At 65.0% G+C, this 15,788-nt stretch carries 15 protein-coding genes; 9 read left to right on the forward strand and 6 right to left on the reverse strand.

Going from position 1 to position 15,788, the window contains the following annotated elements:
• Entirely contained in the window at positions 1–1,554 is a 1,554-nt protein-coding gene (locus HV765_RS27485) for a caspase family protein (RefSeq protein WP_254600744.1), read from the forward strand.
• 61 nt (positions 1,555–1,615) lie between these two features.
• Positions 1,616–2,005 (forward strand): SecDF P1 head subdomain-containing protein, encoded by a 390-nt coding sequence (locus HV765_RS27490; protein ID WP_054426951.1) that lies wholly within the window; start codon positions 1,616–1,618, stop codon positions 2,003–2,005.
• Between the two features lie 35 nt (positions 2,006–2,040).
• Here HV765_RS27490 and HV765_RS27495 read toward each other — a convergent pair whose 3' ends face one another.
• Genes HV765_RS27495 through HV765_RS27515 form a run of 5 tightly spaced genes read right to left on the reverse strand, consistent with a single transcriptional unit; the run spans position 2,041 to position 6,679 of the window.
• Positions 2,041–3,246 (reverse strand): acetyl-CoA C-acyltransferase, encoded by a 1,206-nt coding sequence (locus HV765_RS27495; protein ID WP_054426950.1) that lies wholly within the window; start codon positions 3,244–3,246, stop codon positions 2,041–2,043.
• A gap of 16 nt (positions 3,247–3,262) precedes the next feature.
• Positions 3,263–4,840: an aldehyde dehydrogenase family protein gene (locus HV765_RS27500; RefSeq protein WP_175171600.1), complete on the reverse strand. Its 1,578-nt coding sequence runs from the start codon at positions 4,838–4,840 to the stop codon at positions 3,263–3,265.
• Between the two features lie 20 nt (positions 4,841–4,860).
• On the reverse strand, positions 4,861–5,322 hold the full coding sequence (locus HV765_RS27505; protein ID WP_175171601.1) for an acyl-CoA thioesterase: 462 nt from the start codon (positions 5,320–5,322) through the stop codon (positions 4,861–4,863).
• The gene (locus HV765_RS27510) at positions 5,319–6,194 is read right to left on the reverse strand and encodes an SDR family NAD(P)-dependent oxidoreductase (RefSeq protein WP_175171602.1); all 876 of its coding nucleotides are present in this window, start codon (positions 6,192–6,194) and stop codon (positions 5,319–5,321) included. Before HV765_RS27510 ends, HV765_RS27505 begins: the two co-directional genes overlap by 4 nt.
• Before the next feature lie 5 nt (positions 6,195–6,199).
• A complete protein-coding gene (locus HV765_RS27515; protein ID WP_175171603.1) occupies positions 6,200–6,679 on the reverse strand; it encodes a MaoC family dehydratase in 480 nt (159 codons plus the stop codon).
• 214 nt (positions 6,680–6,893) lie between these two features.
• Here HV765_RS27515 and HV765_RS27520 point away from each other — a divergent pair, with 214 nt between their 5' ends.
• Positions 6,894–7,535 carry a TetR/AcrR family transcriptional regulator gene (locus tag HV765_RS27520; protein ID WP_054426947.1) on the forward strand — a complete coding sequence of 214 codons (642 nt, stop codon included), beginning with the start codon at positions 6,894–6,896 and terminating at the stop codon, positions 7,533–7,535.
• Positions 7,536–7,674: 139 nt separating this feature from the next.
• On the opposite strand, the gene HV765_RS27525 is transcribed toward HV765_RS27520, so the two are convergent.
• Positions 7,675–9,297, reverse strand: a complete 1,623-nt coding sequence (locus HV765_RS27525) for an AMP-binding protein (protein WP_175171604.1) — start codon at positions 9,295–9,297, stop codon at positions 7,675–7,677.
• Between the two features lie 171 nt (positions 9,298–9,468).
• Here HV765_RS27525 and HV765_RS27530 point away from each other — a divergent pair, with 171 nt between their 5' ends.
• From HV765_RS27530 to vapC, 6 genes are all read left to right on the forward strand, one after another.
• On the forward strand, positions 9,469–10,200 hold the full coding sequence (locus HV765_RS27530) for an enoyl-CoA hydratase/isomerase family protein (RefSeq protein WP_175171605.1): 732 nt from the start codon (positions 9,469–9,471) through the stop codon (positions 10,198–10,200).
• Positions 10,201–10,276: 76 nt separating this feature from the next.
• Positions 10,277–11,485: an ABC transporter substrate-binding protein gene (locus HV765_RS27535; protein WP_054426942.1), complete on the forward strand. Its 1,209-nt coding sequence runs from the start codon at positions 10,277–10,279 to the stop codon at positions 11,483–11,485.
• Positions 11,486–11,903: 418 nt separating this feature from the next.
• Complete coding sequence (locus HV765_RS27540) at positions 11,904–14,003, forward strand: PhoX family protein (RefSeq protein WP_175171606.1); 2,100 nt, start codon at positions 11,904–11,906, stop codon at positions 14,001–14,003.
• A gap of 205 nt (positions 14,004–14,208) precedes the next feature.
• Positions 14,209–14,709 carry an ankyrin repeat domain-containing protein gene (locus HV765_RS27545; protein WP_175171607.1) on the forward strand — a complete coding sequence of 167 codons (501 nt, stop codon included), beginning with the start codon at positions 14,209–14,211 and terminating at the stop codon, positions 14,707–14,709.
• Positions 14,710–14,857: 148 nt separating this feature from the next.
• Positions 14,858–15,088 carry a type II toxin-antitoxin system VapB family antitoxin gene (vapB, locus tag HV765_RS27550; protein ID WP_175171608.1) on the forward strand — a complete coding sequence of 77 codons (231 nt, stop codon included), beginning with the start codon at positions 14,858–14,860 and terminating at the stop codon, positions 15,086–15,088.
• A complete protein-coding gene (gene vapC, locus HV765_RS27555) occupies positions 15,088–15,486 on the forward strand; it encodes a type II toxin-antitoxin system tRNA(fMet)-specific endonuclease VapC (protein WP_175171609.1) in 399 nt (132 codons plus the stop codon). The genes vapB and vapC overlap by 1 nt, the downstream gene beginning before the upstream one ends.
• Positions 15,487–15,788: the final 302 nt, after the last annotated feature.

Raw genomic sequence — 15,788 nt, forward strand, 5'->3', positions numbered from 1 at the left:
ATGAAGACGAATCCGCTTCCGGTTGCGATGCCCTTGCCTATGCCTTGCTCTGTGCCTTTGACGCGCCGGCGGCTGCTTGCCGCCATGCTGGGCGCGGGGTTGTTGCCGCTGCATGCTGGTGTATTGGCCAACCCGGCCGGGGCAGACTCGCCCACACCCTCGCCCATACCCGCGACCAAACCCTCGCCCATACCCGCGACCACAAACGCGACCACACCCGCTCCCAAAGCCGCGCCTACACCCACCGCCGCCAAGCATCGCTACGCGCTTGTCATCGGCAACGCCCGCTACGCGGTGCCGGCCAACGCGCTGGTCAACCCGGTCAACGACGCGCGCTTAATTGCCGAGTCGCTGCGCAAGCGGCAATTCGACGTCACGCTGCTGACCGACCTGACCACGGCGCAAATGGAAGACGCCGTCGACGAGTTCGCCACGCGCGCAACGGGCGCCGACCTTGCGCTGGTGTATTTCGCCGGCCACGCGGTGGCGGTGGACGACGTGAACTATCTGTTTGGCGTGGACCTGGCGTTGCCGTTGGGCGAAGTCCGCATCCGCACCGCGCAGCAAAGCTCACTGAGCCTGAAGCGGGTATCGCAAGCGATGCGCCGCGCCAACGTGCGCGCGCGGCTGATGGTGCTGGACGCCTGCCGCACGAACCTGACGCGTGGCGCGTCTTCGGCCGGGCTGGTCCACACCGTGCCGGCCGGGGGTGAACTGATCGCCTTCTCCACGCAGCCCGGCGCCACGGCCGAAGACGGCTTTGGCAACGACGGCCCGCGCCATAGCCCCTACGCGTATTACTTCGCGCAGGGCTTGGACGACCTGCCCGCCTCCGCCCCGGTCGAGAACTTCTTCAAGCAGCTGACGGGCGACGTGCAAGTCGCCACCGCTTACCGCCAGATTCCGCACTACGCCAGCAGCCTCGTGGGCACGGTCACGTTCACGACCCTGGCCGACGGGCAGACGCCCGCTGTGCCGGGCGGCAAACCCGGGCAAGCCGGCCGCGGGCCGTCGCCCACGCTGGGCCGCGACTTGATCAAGGCGCGCATGAGCGCGTGGGAATTCGAAATTGAACGGGGCGCGAAGTACCTGGACGAGCCCCGCCTGGCCTCGCTGCAAGCGCGCGCCAAGGCCGGTGACGTGGTCGCCATGACCACGTTGGGCCTCATCGCCGAAAACGGCGAACACGTCGAGCAGGACTACAAGGCGGCGGCCCGCTGGTATCAACGCGCCGCCGACCAGGGCTTCGCACCCGCGCAAACGTACCTGGGCGAACTGACCGGCATGGGCCGCGGCGTACCCAAGAACTACAACGTGGCCGAACGCCTGTTCCGCGAAGCCGCGGAAGCCGGCCACCGCCGCGCCGCGCTGGATCTGCTGGATGTGCGCGCGCGCATGGGTGAGCCGATGGACCCGCGCGAATGGATGACCGTGCTGCAAGACGCCGCGCTCAACCCCCTGGGCATGCCCACGCCGGGCATGCCGCAGATCCAGGGGCTGCCCGATATGCCATGGATGCGCGCGCCGGTCATGCGAGCGCCCGGCCGGCCCTGAATTCGTCGGCGCGGCGCACTTCGGCTAGGATGGAGCACTTGTCCCGCCAAAGGAAACCGCCATGCCCTTGATGAAACATCTGGCCTGCGCCGCCGCCCTGGCCCTGTCGCTGCCCTTGGCCGCGCACGCCGAAACCGTCACCCTGCAAGCCGCCAGCGCCACGCCCAGCGCCGACCCGCACACCGGCGCCCGCGTCGTCGATGTGGCCTTGAAACCCGAAAGCCAAAAGGCCCTGGCCGACTTCACGCGCAACCGCGTGGGCAAACGCATTCAGCTGCGTTCGAATGGCGTGCTGCTTACGTCCGCCACCTTGCAAAGCCCGCTGGAAGGCGACAGCTTTCGCATCACGGCAGGCGAACACGGCTTTGCCGGCAAGAGCGCCGAAGACATCGCGCAAGGCATCATGAAAGACGGCGGCCTGACTGTGGACGACGAGAACACGGCCAAGTAGCCCTTGCAGTCAACGCTGGCAGGCGGGCAGCGGGTTCAGTTCGTGATTTCGAACAAGCCCGCCGCGCCCATGCCGCCACCCACGCACATCGTGACGACCGCGTAGCGCACGCCGCGCCGGCGGCCTTCGATCAGCGCATGCCCTGCCATGCGCGCGCCTGACATGCCGTAGGGGTGGCCAATGGCAATGGCGCCGCCGTTCACGTTCAAGCGGTCGTCCGGAATGCCCAGCTGATCGCGGCAGTACAGCACCTGGCAGGCAAACGCTTCATTCAACTCCCACAAGCCGATATCGTCGATCTTCAGGCCATGGCGCGCCAGCAAGCGCGGCACCGCAAGCACCGGGCCGATGCCCATTTCCTCGGGGCCGCAACCGGCGACCGCCATGCCCCGGTACGTGCCCAACGGCGTGAGTCCGCGCCGGCGCGCCTCGGCCGCGTCCATGATCACGCAGGCCGACGCGCCATCGGACAGCTGCGACGAATTGCCCGCCGTGATGTGTTCCCCGGTCTGAAGCCGCTGGCCGTTCTTGAACACCGGTTGCAGCTTCGCCAGACTTTCCAGCGACGTGTCCGGGCGGTTGCCTTCGTCACGCGCCAGGGTCACGGCTTGCGTGGACGTCTGGCCCGTGGCGCGGTCAGTCACTTGCATCACGGCGGCAAGCGGCACGATCTCATCATCGAAACGCCCCGCGGCTTGCGCTGCAGCGGTGCGCTGTTGCGAACGCAGCGCGTAGGCGTCTTGCGCGGCGCGCGGAATGCCATAGCGGCTGGCCACGATCTCGGCCGTTTCCAGCATGCTCATGAAAATTTCGGGTTGCTCGCGCATCAACGCATCATCAAACCAGCGGTGGCGGTTCATCGTGTCGTTCTGCACCAGCGAGATGGATTCCAGGCCGCCCGCCACCACGATGTCCATACCTTCCTGCGTGACTTGCCGCGCGGCCGTGGCAATGGCCATCAAGCCGGACGCGCACTGGCGGTCCAGCGTCATGGCGGCCACGTGCGCGGGCAAGCCGGCGCGCAATGCCGCCTGGCGCGCCACATTCATGTGGGTCGTGCCTTGCTGCAGGGCCGCGCCCAGGATCACATCTTCCACCTCGCCGGGCGCAATGCCCGCGCGCGCCACCGCATGTGAAATCGCGTGGCCGCCCAAGGCAGGCGCGGTGGTGTCGTTGAACGCCCCGCGATAAGCGCGGCCAATCGGCGTGCGCGCGGTGGAAACGATGACGGCTTCTCTCATGATTGGGTCCTGTGACTTAGCGATGCCAGACGGTGTGGCTTTGTTCACGTGCGAATTGGGCGACGTAGTACGGCCCCAGGCCGCCCTTGCCGGTCATGCCTGAACCCTTCCAGCCGCAAAACGTCTGGATGCCCGGCCACGCGCCGGTCGTCGCGCCGCTGGCCCGGTTCACGTACAGCGCGCCGGCTTGGGCGCGATTCAGGAACAGGTCGATCTCGTCCTGCTCTTGCGCGTAGCAGCCCGCCGTCAGGCCGTAGTCGACGTTGTTGCCGTCGTCGATAGCGGCATGCAGGTCGGTAAACGGCAGCACGGAGACGAAGGGCAGGAAGAGTTCCTTGCGATTCAAGCGGTGATCAGAGGGCAATCCGGCCGCCACCGCAGGACGCACGTAGTGGCCATAGGCCAGTTCGCCCGCGCTCAATCGGCGCCCCCCGGCCAGCAGCCGGCCCGCGGCGCTGACGTCTTCGCACGCCGTGCGGTAGCGCCGCCAGGCGGCTTCATCGATCAGCGGCCCCATGAACACGCTGCGGTCGCGCGGGTCGCCCACCGACACGGCTTCGGTCGCGGCGCACAGCCGTTCCAGGAAGGCGTCGTGCACGGACGTGTGCGCATAGACCTTCGAGCCCGCCGAACACTTTTGCCCTTGCAGCCCAAAGGCCGATCGCACAACGCCTTGCACGGCCACATCCAGATCGGCGCTGGCCGTGACATAGGTGGGGTTCTTGCCGCCCATCTCAGCAATCACGGGCCGCGCATGGCGGCCTTGGGCCACGGTTTGCAGCAAGTCCATGCCCACTTCCAGGCTGCCGGTGAAGGCATAACCATCCACGTCCGCGTGATGCGCCAGCATCGCACCGGTCTGCGCGCCGCCGAATACGCCATTCACGCAACCCGGCGGCACGCCCGCCGCATCGCAGGCGGTGAGCAGCAGCGCGCCCGTCAAGGCGGCGCGGGGCGACGGTTTGTAGACGACCGCATTGCCCGCCAGCAAGGCCGCGCACACCATGTTGACCGACAAAGCCAAGGGAAAATTGAAGGGCGCAATCACGGCGAAGACGCCATAAGGGCGCAACACATCGTGCGTGCTTTCATTGTCGAAGGCGCGCGCAAGCGGCTGGCGATAGCCGTCGCTGCGTTCGGCCTGATCGCAGTAATAGCGGATCAGGTCCACCGCTTCTTCGGCTTCGCCCAGCGCTTCCATGCGCGACTTACCTATCTCGATCATCGTCGCCATGGCAAAGTCGTACTTGCGTTCAGACAGCACCATCGCCAAACGCCGCAACACGGCGATGCGCGCCGTCCAGCCTTGCCCGGCCCACGCCGGCTGCGCGTGGCGGGCGCAGGCGATGGCCTGGTCGACGGTGTCTGCGCCCGCGCTGGGAAAGCGGCCGATCAGCAGCCAGTGATCTATCGGCGAATACGATTCCTGCAACGGCTCGCCCGCCACCGCGCGGCCATCGAAGCGATGGCGGTAATCCAGGCCCAGCATGCGAGATTCAAAATCGGGCAGGCGCTGGTCCAGCACGTTGTGCACCGCTGAAAAGTCGGTATGGATGTTCGAGTACGTGACGCGAGGCAGGGTGTGGTCGATCACAGTCGCTCCCGAAGCGGCGTTCAGGCCGAGGCGCGCACCAGCGGTTCCAGCGCGCGCCGCAAGGCCGGCGGCAATTCGACGGGCCGGCTGCTGGCGCGGTCGACATAGGCGTGCGTGTAGCTGCCTTGGGCGGCGGCGCTGTCGTCGTCGCCGCGGAACAACGCGAATTCATACGTCACGCTAGTGCGGCCCAGGCGGCCCACGCGCAGGCCCAGCACGACTCGGTCGGGGAATGACACCGGGCGGAAGTACGACGTCTGGCTGTGCACCACCAGGCCAATCACGTCGCTCTTTTCCAGGTCCAGCACGCCCAGCTCGACGAGTGTCTGGTTGACCGCCGTATCAAAGTACTCGTTGTAGACCACGTTATTCATGTGGCCGTAGACATCGATATCGCGCAGCCGCGTGGTCATCGGCAGCAGGCGAGGATAGTCGGCGCGCACGTGCGGCGCGGCGCGTTGGGGTTGGGCGTGCTCGCTCATGCAGCCTCCTGTGCGCGCTTCAAGATGCGCGCCACATGCGCCAGGCCTTCGGGCGGTTCGATGTGGCGGGACAGGCTGGCGATCTCGTCAAAATTCGCAGCGATGTTCTCCGGCGTGCGTTCGCCTTCGGGGAAATACATGCCCTCGCTTTCGACGATGGCCAGGCGCGCGTAGGTGCCCGCGCCCGCCAGCAACGCCGTGCGGCTGGGCGCGCCCTCGCCCACCAGGAACAAAGCGGCGGGGGTAACGAACGCCGGGTCCAGCGCCCGCAGCGCATCGGCATCAAACATCTCGGCCGTCATGCGGGTGGCGGCGGTAGGCACCAGTGCGTTGACGTGGATGCCGTGCTTTTGCCCTTCCAGGTGCAGCACGTTCATCAAGCCCACAACGCCCGCCTTCGCCGCGCCGTAGTTCGACTGGCCGAAGTTGCCGTACATGCCAGACGTGGAGGTCGTCATCAGGATGCGGCCGTAGCGCTGCTCGCGCATGATCGGCCACACGGCGCGCGCGCAATTCGCCGAGCCCAGCAGGTGCACGTCGATCACGGCGTTGAAGTCGTCGGCGCTCATCTTGGCGAAGGTCTTGTCGCGCAGGATGCCGGCGTTGTTGATCAGGATGTCGACGCGGCCCCAGGCGTTCATGGCGCGCGCCACCATGGCGTCCACGTTGGCGCTGTCGCACACGTTGCCGTCGTCAGCAATGGCCTGGCCGCCTGCGGCCACGATCTCGTCCACCACGGTTTGTGCGGCGCCGCCAAAGTCGTTGACCACAACCCGGCAGCCGCGCGCGGCCAGTTGCAGTGCATGGCTGCGGCCCAGGCCTTGGCCGGCGCCCGTCACGATGGCGACGCGTTCATCGAAGCGAATGCTCATGGAGTTCATCCTTGAAGAATGGTCATGGTGATCCAGTCGGCCACCAGCGCGGGGCGCGGGGCGCCCTCGATCTCGACGGTGACGGCGTACCGGGTCGTGAATTCTCGCGCGTTGCGCGGCGTGAATTCGCTCAACACGAAGCGGCCCCGCACGCGCGCGCCCACCGGCACTGGCGTCAGGAAGCGGACTTTGTCGAAACCGTAGTTGATGCCGATGGCGCCCTCGAACGCGGGCAGCACTTTCTGGCTCAAGGCCGTCAACAGCGACAGCGACAAGAAGCCATGCGCGATGGGCCCGCCAAAGGCGCTTTCGCGTGCGGCGCGCGCCGGGTCCACGTGGATGAACTGGTGGTCATCGGTGGCGTGGGCAAATAGATCCACCTGCGCCTGCGAAATGGTCACCCATTCCGATACGCCGATTTCCTGCGACACCTGATCGGCCAGGGCTTGGGGGCTTGCGGGAGCGTGAACAAGGTCTGTGGTCATGGGCTGCTGGGAGTCGAATGCGAAGGGGATGGCAGGCTGAAAGGCAAAAAACATACCGAGTAGTATAAACTTCGGTTTTCTGATTTGTACAGCCATTCGGCCACACGGACGAGGCCGCCCCCCACCACGCGTTCAAGCCAGGGGTTCGGCCATGTATCGGCGGGCAATTGGCTAAACTGGCGCTTTGCCGTAACGCATGGATGGAGGAAGGCGCATGAAGGGGGAACCTACGGTGACGGCTGCACGCGATGACGGCATGGGCAACATTGAACTACTGACCGCGGCGGCTGAATGCTTCATGGAGCAAGGGTTCCACGCATCCAGCATCGACGACGTCGCCCGCCGGCTGGGGGCTACCAAGGGCCGCGTCTACCACTACTACCGGTCCAAGACCGATCTGTTCTTCGACGTGCACCGCGAAGGCATGCGGCGCAACTTCGAAGCCGTGCGCCCAGTCATGAAGGAAAAAGGCACGGCCGCCCACCGGCTGGCGCTGATGCTCAAGCACCACGCGCTGTCGATGATGGAGAACCTGGCGTTCGAGACGGTCGTGGTGCAAGGCGTGCATATGCATCGCCTGGGCGCGACCACCCCGGCCCAGCGCCAGACGCTGGCCGAACTGATGACCATCCGGGATGACTTCGAAGCGCTGTTCAAGCGCGTGGCGTACGAAGGCGTGGAAGATGGGTCGTTGGCTATTGACGACGTTTCCGTGGCGGTAAAGGCGGCGCTGGGCGCCATCAACTGGCTGGCCGTGTGGTATCGCCCGCGCCTGGGCGAAACGCGCGATGACCGCGAGATCCTGGCGGGCAAGGTGGTTCACACCATCATCGCGGGCTTGGGCACACGCGGCTGAGGCAACACGGCGCGCTTCTCGTTGAAGCGCGCCGCACACTATTGCTATCGCTTTCAGGCCAGCCGTTTCCGACCAACCGTTTCAAGTCAGCCGCTTTCTGGCCAGCCGCTTTCTGGCCAGCCGCTTCAAGCCAGCCGCTTCAAGCCAGCCGCTCTCGGCGCAACCGTATCCCCGCCGCGTCACGGTCCCACGTGCCATCGGCCAGCCCCTCGCTGCGCAGCACATGCTTTTGCAGCTTGCCGCTGGCGGTCTTCGGCAGTTCTTCCACCACCCGCACGTAGCGCGGCACCATGTAATGCGGCACGCGTTCGGCCAGCCAGTTCACCAGCGCGCCAGGTTCGATTTCCGCACCGTCCACCGCCGTCACCACCGCCAGCACTTCGTCTTCGCTATGTTCGCTGGGGACCGCCACGGCAACCGCTTCGCGCACGGCAGGGTGCGCGCAGATTTCTCCTTCCAGCTCGAACGACGAGATGTTCTCGCCCCGCCGGCGGATGACGTCTTTCAGGCGGTCCACGAAAAAGAACGTGCCGTCTTCGTCGCGCCGGAACGCGTCGCCCGTGTGGAACCAGCCGTTGCGCATGGACGCAGCGGTGGCCTCGGGGTTGCGGTAGTAGCCCGAGAACAGCGCCCAGGGCCGATGCGAGCGGATCAGCAGTTCGCCCACCTGGCCGTCTGGCACCGCGCGGTCTTGCGCGTCGCCCACGCGCAGTTCAAACCAGGGGCGGGGCTTGCCGCAGCGCCCGGCTTCGGTGAGCCCGGGGCCCGCGCTTAACGGACTGGCGATTTCGGTCATGTTGTAGACCGTGTACAAGTCCACGCCAAAGCGCGTCTTGAACGCCGGCGCGTCTTCGCCGAAGGGCACGATGAACGCCTTCTTCAAGGTGTGCTCGTGGTCGCGCGGCGATGGCGGCTGCTTGAGCAAAAAGTTCGCCATCACGCCCAGCAGCAGCACGACCGTGCTCTCGGTGTCGCGGATGGCGTCCCAGAATTCGGCCGTACGGAACTCCGGCACCATGGCGATCGAGCCGCCATAGGCCAGCATCGCGTACACGTACAGCGTGCTGCCGCAATGGAAGATAGGGCCCGCGATCATGCAGCGGTCATCCGGCGTGATGCAGTCAAACGCGTCCGGCCCCATGGTGTAGATCTGCACGTATGACGTGACGACGCCCTTGGACAGCCCGGTGGTGCCGGACGTGTACATGATGGATTGGGTATCCCAGGGTTCGATGGGCGTTTCGGTGGCCAACAAGTCCGCCCCCGGTTCGCCCGATGCATCCACCAGCGCGGCAAACGACACGCCCGCGGGCGCCGCAGGGGGAGCTTCCCCTTCACCCGTCAGCAGCACGCGGCTAAGCGCCCCCGGCGACAGATCCTGCAAACGCCCGACCAGCGCGCGGTGCGCGAGCATCAGCTGCGCCTGCGCGTTGTCCAGCACATGCTCCAACGGCCGGCCGCGCAAAGCGGTGTTCAGCGGCACATACACCGCGCCCAGGTAATTGATGGCGAACCAGTTGGTCAGCAGCTCTGGGCCGTTGCCCATCCAGCACAGCACGCGGTCGCCCTGCTTGACGCCTTCGCGACGCAGCGTGGCCGCGCGGCGGCGAACCTGCGCCAGCGTTTGGTCATAGGTCCATGTGGGTCCCCCATGGAAACGGACAAAGATTCTGTCCGGTATCTTTTTCGCCTGGCTTTCCAGCAGATAGCGCAACACGCACGCCTGGCGGTCGGGAACGGCCGCCCGAGCCTCGTCGTTCATCAACTGTCTCCTCGCTTTGTTATTTCGCTTATTTTTCATGACTTTTCCGCCGCCATCCAGCGCGGGCAGATGCGGACTTACCCGCACACCCCCTGCCAGACGCCCCGCGGAGTCTTGCGACTTTCAACATACTTGGTAGTATATCCACGAAATAAACCTGAAGGACAGCGGATGAGCATGGTTTCAATCGAGCGCGATGACGGCGTGGCGGTGGTGCGTTACGACCGGGGCGGCAAGGCGAACGCGCTGAATCTGGCGGCTATCGAAGCGTTGATCGACGCCGCGCACGAACTGGCGCGCGATGACCGCATCCGCGCCGTGGTGCTGACAGGCACGCCCGCCATCTTCAGCGCGGGCATCGACCTGAAAGACCCTGCGCTCTGGCTGCAGGGCGACCCCCTGGCCACGCAACGCGCGCTGGCGCGTGGCGAAGCGCTGTGCCGCGCCTGGAGCGAACTGCCGCAGGTGACCATCGCCGCCATCGAGGGCGCGGCGGTGGGCGGTGGTGCGGTGCTGGCGCTGGCGTGCGACTGGCGCGTGCTGGGCGCCGATGCGTTTCTGCGTTTGCCGGAAGTGCGCCTGGGGCTGCCGCTAGCCTGGGGCGGGCTGCCGCGCCTGGCCAGCCTGGTCGGCCCGGCACGCGCGAAGCGGGCGCTGTTCACGGACTTGCAGCTGGATGCCGCCACGGCTGAAGCGTGGGGCCTGGCTGACGGCGTCGCCCCCAAAGGCGAAGTCGTTCACGCCGCGACGGCACTGGCGCGGGACGCCGCCGCCTGCCCGACGCTGGCGCTGCGCCTGACCAAGCGCGCCATCGACGCGCAATTCGACGCGAGCCCACACGCGCACGCGCAGACCGATCAATTCCTGTTGTGCCATTTGCTGTCCCCCGCTGCGGCGGTGTAGCGCCACCTTGTAGCTCCCACTTTTAGATACGCCATTCAGACCCGATCAAAACGGGCACCCATCCTGGAGGAAAGACATGAAACCACTGCTTAGCGCCCTGCTTGTGGCCGGCGCCTTCGCGCTGCCGGCTGCGCACGCCCAATCCGACAAGCCCATCCGCATCGGTGTTCTGACCGACCTGTCCGGCATGAACGCCGACCTGTCTGGCCCGGGCTCGGTGGAAGCCGCCCGCATGGCGGTGGAGGACTTCGGGCCAACCGTGCTGGGCCGCAAGATCGAAGTCATCGTCAGCGATCACCAGAACAAAGCGGACGTGGGTTCGGCCACCGCACGCCGCTGGATCGACCAGGACAACGTGAAGGCCATCGTGGATGTACCGACGTCTTCCGTTGCGCTGGCCGTGCAAGAGATCACGCGCACCGCCAACATCGCGTTCCTGGCATCCACCGCCGGCACGTCGGACCTGACGGGCAAGGCGTGTTCGGCGTCAACCGCGCAATGGACCTACGACACCTACGCACTGGCCAACGGCACTGGCCGTGCGCTGACCGAATCCGGCATCAAGAAGTGGTACTTCCTGACGGCCGACTACGCGTTCGGCCACGCCTTGCAGGCCGACACGGAAAACGCCGTGAAGCAAGCGGGCGGGCAGACCTTGGGCGCCGTCAAACACCCCCGCGCCTCGAACGATTTTTCGTCGTTCCTGCTGCAAGCCCAGGCCTCAAAAGCCGAGATCGTGGCGCTGGCCAATTCGTCGGGCGACACCACCATGGCGATCAAGCAAGCCAATGAATTCGGCCTGATCAAAGGCGGCCAGAAGCTGGCCGGCCTGCTGATGTTCATTACGGATGTCGATGGCGTGGGGCTGGACCAGGCGCAAGGCTTGGTGCTGACGACCGGCTTTTACTGGGACATGGACGACCGCACGCGCGACTGGAGCAAGCGCTACGCCGAACGCATGAAGGGCCGCGTGCCGACGATGGCGCAAGCGGGCGTGTATTCGTCGGTGCTGACCTTTCTGAAGGGCGTGAAGGAAAGCGGCAAGCTGGAAGGCGATGCGGTGATGAAGCAGATTCGCGGCATGAAGATCGACGACATGTTCGCGCGTAATGCCTATCTGCGCGAAGATGGCCGGCTGGTGCACGATATGTACCTGGTCGAAGTGAAGAAGCCGTCGGAATCCAAAGCGCGCTGGGACTACTACAAGATTCTGCGCACCATCCCCGGCGACAACGCGTTCCGCCCGCTGAACCAGGGCGGCTGCCCGTTGGTGGCTGCGAAGTAACCTTTCACTCGCGCGCCCAACGCTAGAGGCTGCGAAGTAACCTTTCAAACGCGCGCCCAACGCTGGTGGCTGCGAAATAGCCTTTCGCTCGCGCGCCCAACGCTAGAGGCTGCGAAGCAACCTTTCGCTCGCGCGCCCAACGCTAGAGGCTGCGAAGTAACCTTTCACTCGCGCGCCCAACGCTGGTGGCTGCGAAGTAACCTTTCGCTCGCGCACCCAACAAAAGGCCGGCCCGTGCAAACGGTGTCGGCCTTTTGCTGGGCGCGCGCCATCGTTTGGCGCCGTGCGCGCCGCGCCCGTCGCCCTTAATCTAATCGTCAAATCTTCCACGCATTCAGCTGACTGTCATTAACCTTTCATTTGCGACTTCTAGCATTGCTCGTCCCTTCAAGGCACAGCCCCCAAGCCAGGAATCCAAATGAGCAAATCCATTTCCGACAAGACCGTCCGCAACCCCAGCCAGAACAGCCCGTTCAGCGACATTCTGGAAAAGAACATGTCGCGCCGCATGGTGATGCGTGGCGGTCTGGCGGCCGCCTTCGCCACCATGACGACGCTGGGCCTGGCGGGCTGTAACAGCAGCGACGACGATGACGACATCTCGGGCGGCGGCACGCCGCCGACGCAACCGCCTGAAGTGCCCGGTGGCGGCACCGAGCCGCCCGCCGCGCTGAAGCTGGGTTTCGAATCGCTGCCCAACTCGATGACCGACGGCTGCGTCGTGCCCAACGGCTACGTCGCTCACGTGTTCGCGCCCTGGGGCACGCCGCTGAACGACAACGCCCTGCCCTGGGACCAGAACGGCAACAACTCGTCGAACGACCTGCTCAACTCGATGGGCATGCATCACGACGGCATGCACTTCTTCCCGATCGAAGGCAGCTCCACCGAAGGCCTGCTCGCCATCAACCACGAGTACATCGACCCGGCTGCGCTGCATCCGAACGGCCCGACCACGGTTGCCGGCAAACGCCCCGCCGAAGAAGTGCGCAAGGAAATCAACGCGCACGGCGTGGCCATCGTCCACGTGCGCCGCGAGAACGGCCGCTGGAACATCGTCAACAATTCGCGCTTCAACCGCCGCTTCACGTCGGCCACCGCCATGAAAATTGCCGGCCCCATCGCCGGCACCGACTGGGTCAAGACGCCGTTCTCGCCCAACGGCACGCAAGTGCGCGGCACCAACAACAACTGCGGCAACGGCTACACGCCGTGGGGCACCTACATTACCGCCGAAGAAAACTGGGCGGCCTGCTTCGTGAACACCGGCACGCGCCCTGCGCACCAGCTCCGCGTGGGCGTGTCCGCAGGCCCCGCCGGCCGCTACCAATGGGAAACCGCGCAAGGCGATCCGTCGGAAGTGCTGGGCGAATTCGCGCGTTTCAATGTCACGGAAACGGGCGCCAGCGCCACGCAAGACTGGCGCAATGAAGTCAACGGCTTCGGCTACCTGGTTGAGATCGACCCCCACGACCCCGCCAGCATCGCCACCAAGCGCACGTCGATGGGCCGCTTCGCCCACGAAGGCTGCGCCTACAGCAAGCCCGAAGCCGGCAAGCCGCTGGCCTTCTACAGCGGCGACGATTCGCGCTTTGAATACATCTACCGTTTCGTGTCCGAAGCCGTGTGGGACCCGAAGGACGCCGAGCGCACCGACCGCCTGGCCGTGGGCGCCAAGTACCTGGACAAGGGCACGCTCTACGTTGCGCGCTTCAACGAAGACGGCACGGGCGAATGGCTGCCGTTGATTGGCGCCACCAAGGGCACGGGCGGACGCACGCTGGCCGATGAATTCGGCAGCCTGGACGCCATCCTGATCAACACGCGCGGCGCCGCCGACTTCGTGGGCGCCACCCCGATGGACCGCCCCGAGTGGACGGCCACGCACCCGACCAACGGCGACATCTACCTGACGCTGACGAACAACAGCAGCCGCAACGCCACCAGCGGCACCAACCCGCCCAACCCGCGCCTGAACAACGTCAACGGCCACATCATCCGCTGGCACGACGAAGCCGGCTCGACCCAATTCGAGTGGGACATCTTCGTCTTCGGTTCGAACGCCGCCGCCAACGCCGACACCAACCGCTCGGGCCTGACCACGCTGAACCAGCTGGCCAGCCCCGACGGCCTGGGCTTCGACCCCCGCGGCATCCTGTGGATTCAAACCGACAACGGCATCGATGGCGGCCGCAACAACGACGTGGCCCGCGCCACCAACGACCAGATGCTGGCCGTGATCCCCGGATCGCTGGCCGACAGCACCGGCACCGGCCCGGCCATCAACGCGTCCAACCAGGCCGACCTGCGCCGCTTCTTCGTTGGCCCCAACGAAGCCGAAGTTACCGGTTTCGCCTTCACGCCGGACTACACCAGCATCTTCCTGAACATCCAGCACCCGGTGAACTGGCCGGCATACGGCACGGATGACGCCACCGTTGCAAGCGCAGGCACGGTACGCCCGCGCTCATCCACGGTGGTGATCCAGCGTGCCGATGGCGGGCCGATCGGGGTGTAACCCACACGGCCACCGTTCAGAAAGAGAAGCCGCCGCAAGGCGGCTTTTCTTTGGAGGCGGCGCGGGGGTTCCGCTGCGATCCGCCGCGATCTGTGCCACGCGATTCGAACCGGGCCAGCCGCCTGGCGCCGGGGTCACACGCCACCGTGGTAACGCACCACCGTGTATCGTTCGCCTATCCGTTTTCCTGACATCTACATCCCCTATGACTCCAGACCAACAACTCCTGCACGCGGCAAGCAAGAACGACACCGCGGCCATCGAACAGGCGCTGGCGCTGGGCGCGTCCGTGAACACCCGCAACGACTTCGGCGGCACCGCGCTGTTCTGCGCCGCCACAGACGGCGCGGCCGATGCCGCCCGCGTCCTGCTCGCGCACGGCGCCAGCCTATCCAGCCGCGCCGGCCACGGGCTGACCGCCCTGCATCAAGCGGCAAGCTGGGACCGCGAAGCCGTGGTCGCCCTGCTGCTGGAGGCAGGCGCCGACGTCGACGCCGTCATGGATGACGGGGGCACGCCCTTGATGGCTGCCGCGGCGCGCGGCAATCTGAAGATCGCGCAACTGCTGCTCGCCCGTGGCGCCCAAGCAGACCTGCGTGACAACGAAGGCTGGAACGCCTGGGCCTGGGCTACCGAAAAAGGCGCCGAAGAACTTGCCGATCTTCTGGAAGAGGCAGGCGCCGAACCTGCGTTTCCGGGGGAGTAAACGGAAAGCCGGCGCCTCGGATCGACATGCAGATGTTTACATTCGAGGCGAACAAAAGCTGATCCGTTTTTGAATCTCGGGGGCATGAGGGGTAAGCACTTATTCGGTACAATGGCATATCCCATACGTATATCCCCAGGAGATCAACATGGAACAAGGCTCCATCTTCAAGAGCAATCGCAGCCAGGCCGTGCGGCTGCCTAAAGCAGCCGCTTTTCCTGACGACGTCACGCGCGTGGATATTGTGACGGTCGGCCGCGCGCGACTCTTGGTCCCCGCTGGGGAATCCTGGGACACCTGGTTTGCCGGCGATTCAGTGACGCCGGACTTTTCTAATGATCGCGATCAACCCGCAGATCAAAGGCGCGAGGACTTGTAATGCTCAAGTTCATGCTCGACACGAACATCTGCATCTTCACTATCAAGAACAAGCCAGACGTGGTTCGGCAGGCATTCAACCAACGACACGCGCAACTCTGCGTCAGCGCAATTACTGCGATGGAACTCGCCTATGGCGCCGAAAAATCGGCAGCTGTTGCACGCAATCAAGCCGTTGTTGAGGGCTTTCTGGCGCGACTGGATGTTCTTGACTATGACTTGGCCGCAGCAGACAGCACGGGGCAACTACGCGCAGAGCTGGCCCGAGCAGGGACTCCTATCGGACCTTATGACGCAATGATTGCCGGGCACGCGCGTTCTCGGGGTTTGATTCTTGTCACGAACAACACGCGTGAGTTCGCTCGCGTGCCAGGACTGCGTCTGGAAGATTGGACCTGACATCGAACCATTAACCCGTAGCCTTCGCGCATTTTCTTTGTATTAATCGCGCATGATTGAACAGCCCGATTGAATATCAATCAGATAATCTTTAAATAAAAAATTTCGTCGAAATTTATTTAAAAAAAGATAATCTTCGTTGACCGCCACCCATCGATTAAGTAATCTTCAAATGTGAGTTAAAGCTCACTATATTTACAAAGCTACCCTCATCCTTAGTACGATTAGGAGCTCGACCATGAAGAAGCAGCTTTTGATGATTGGCCTTATCGGTTCGATGGCCTTTTCGGGGGCCAGCATTG

It is taken from the genome of Achromobacter kerstersii (genome assembly GCF_902859595.1).
Classification (GTDB): Bacteria; Pseudomonadota; Gammaproteobacteria; order Burkholderiales; family Burkholderiaceae_B; genus Achromobacter; species Achromobacter kerstersii.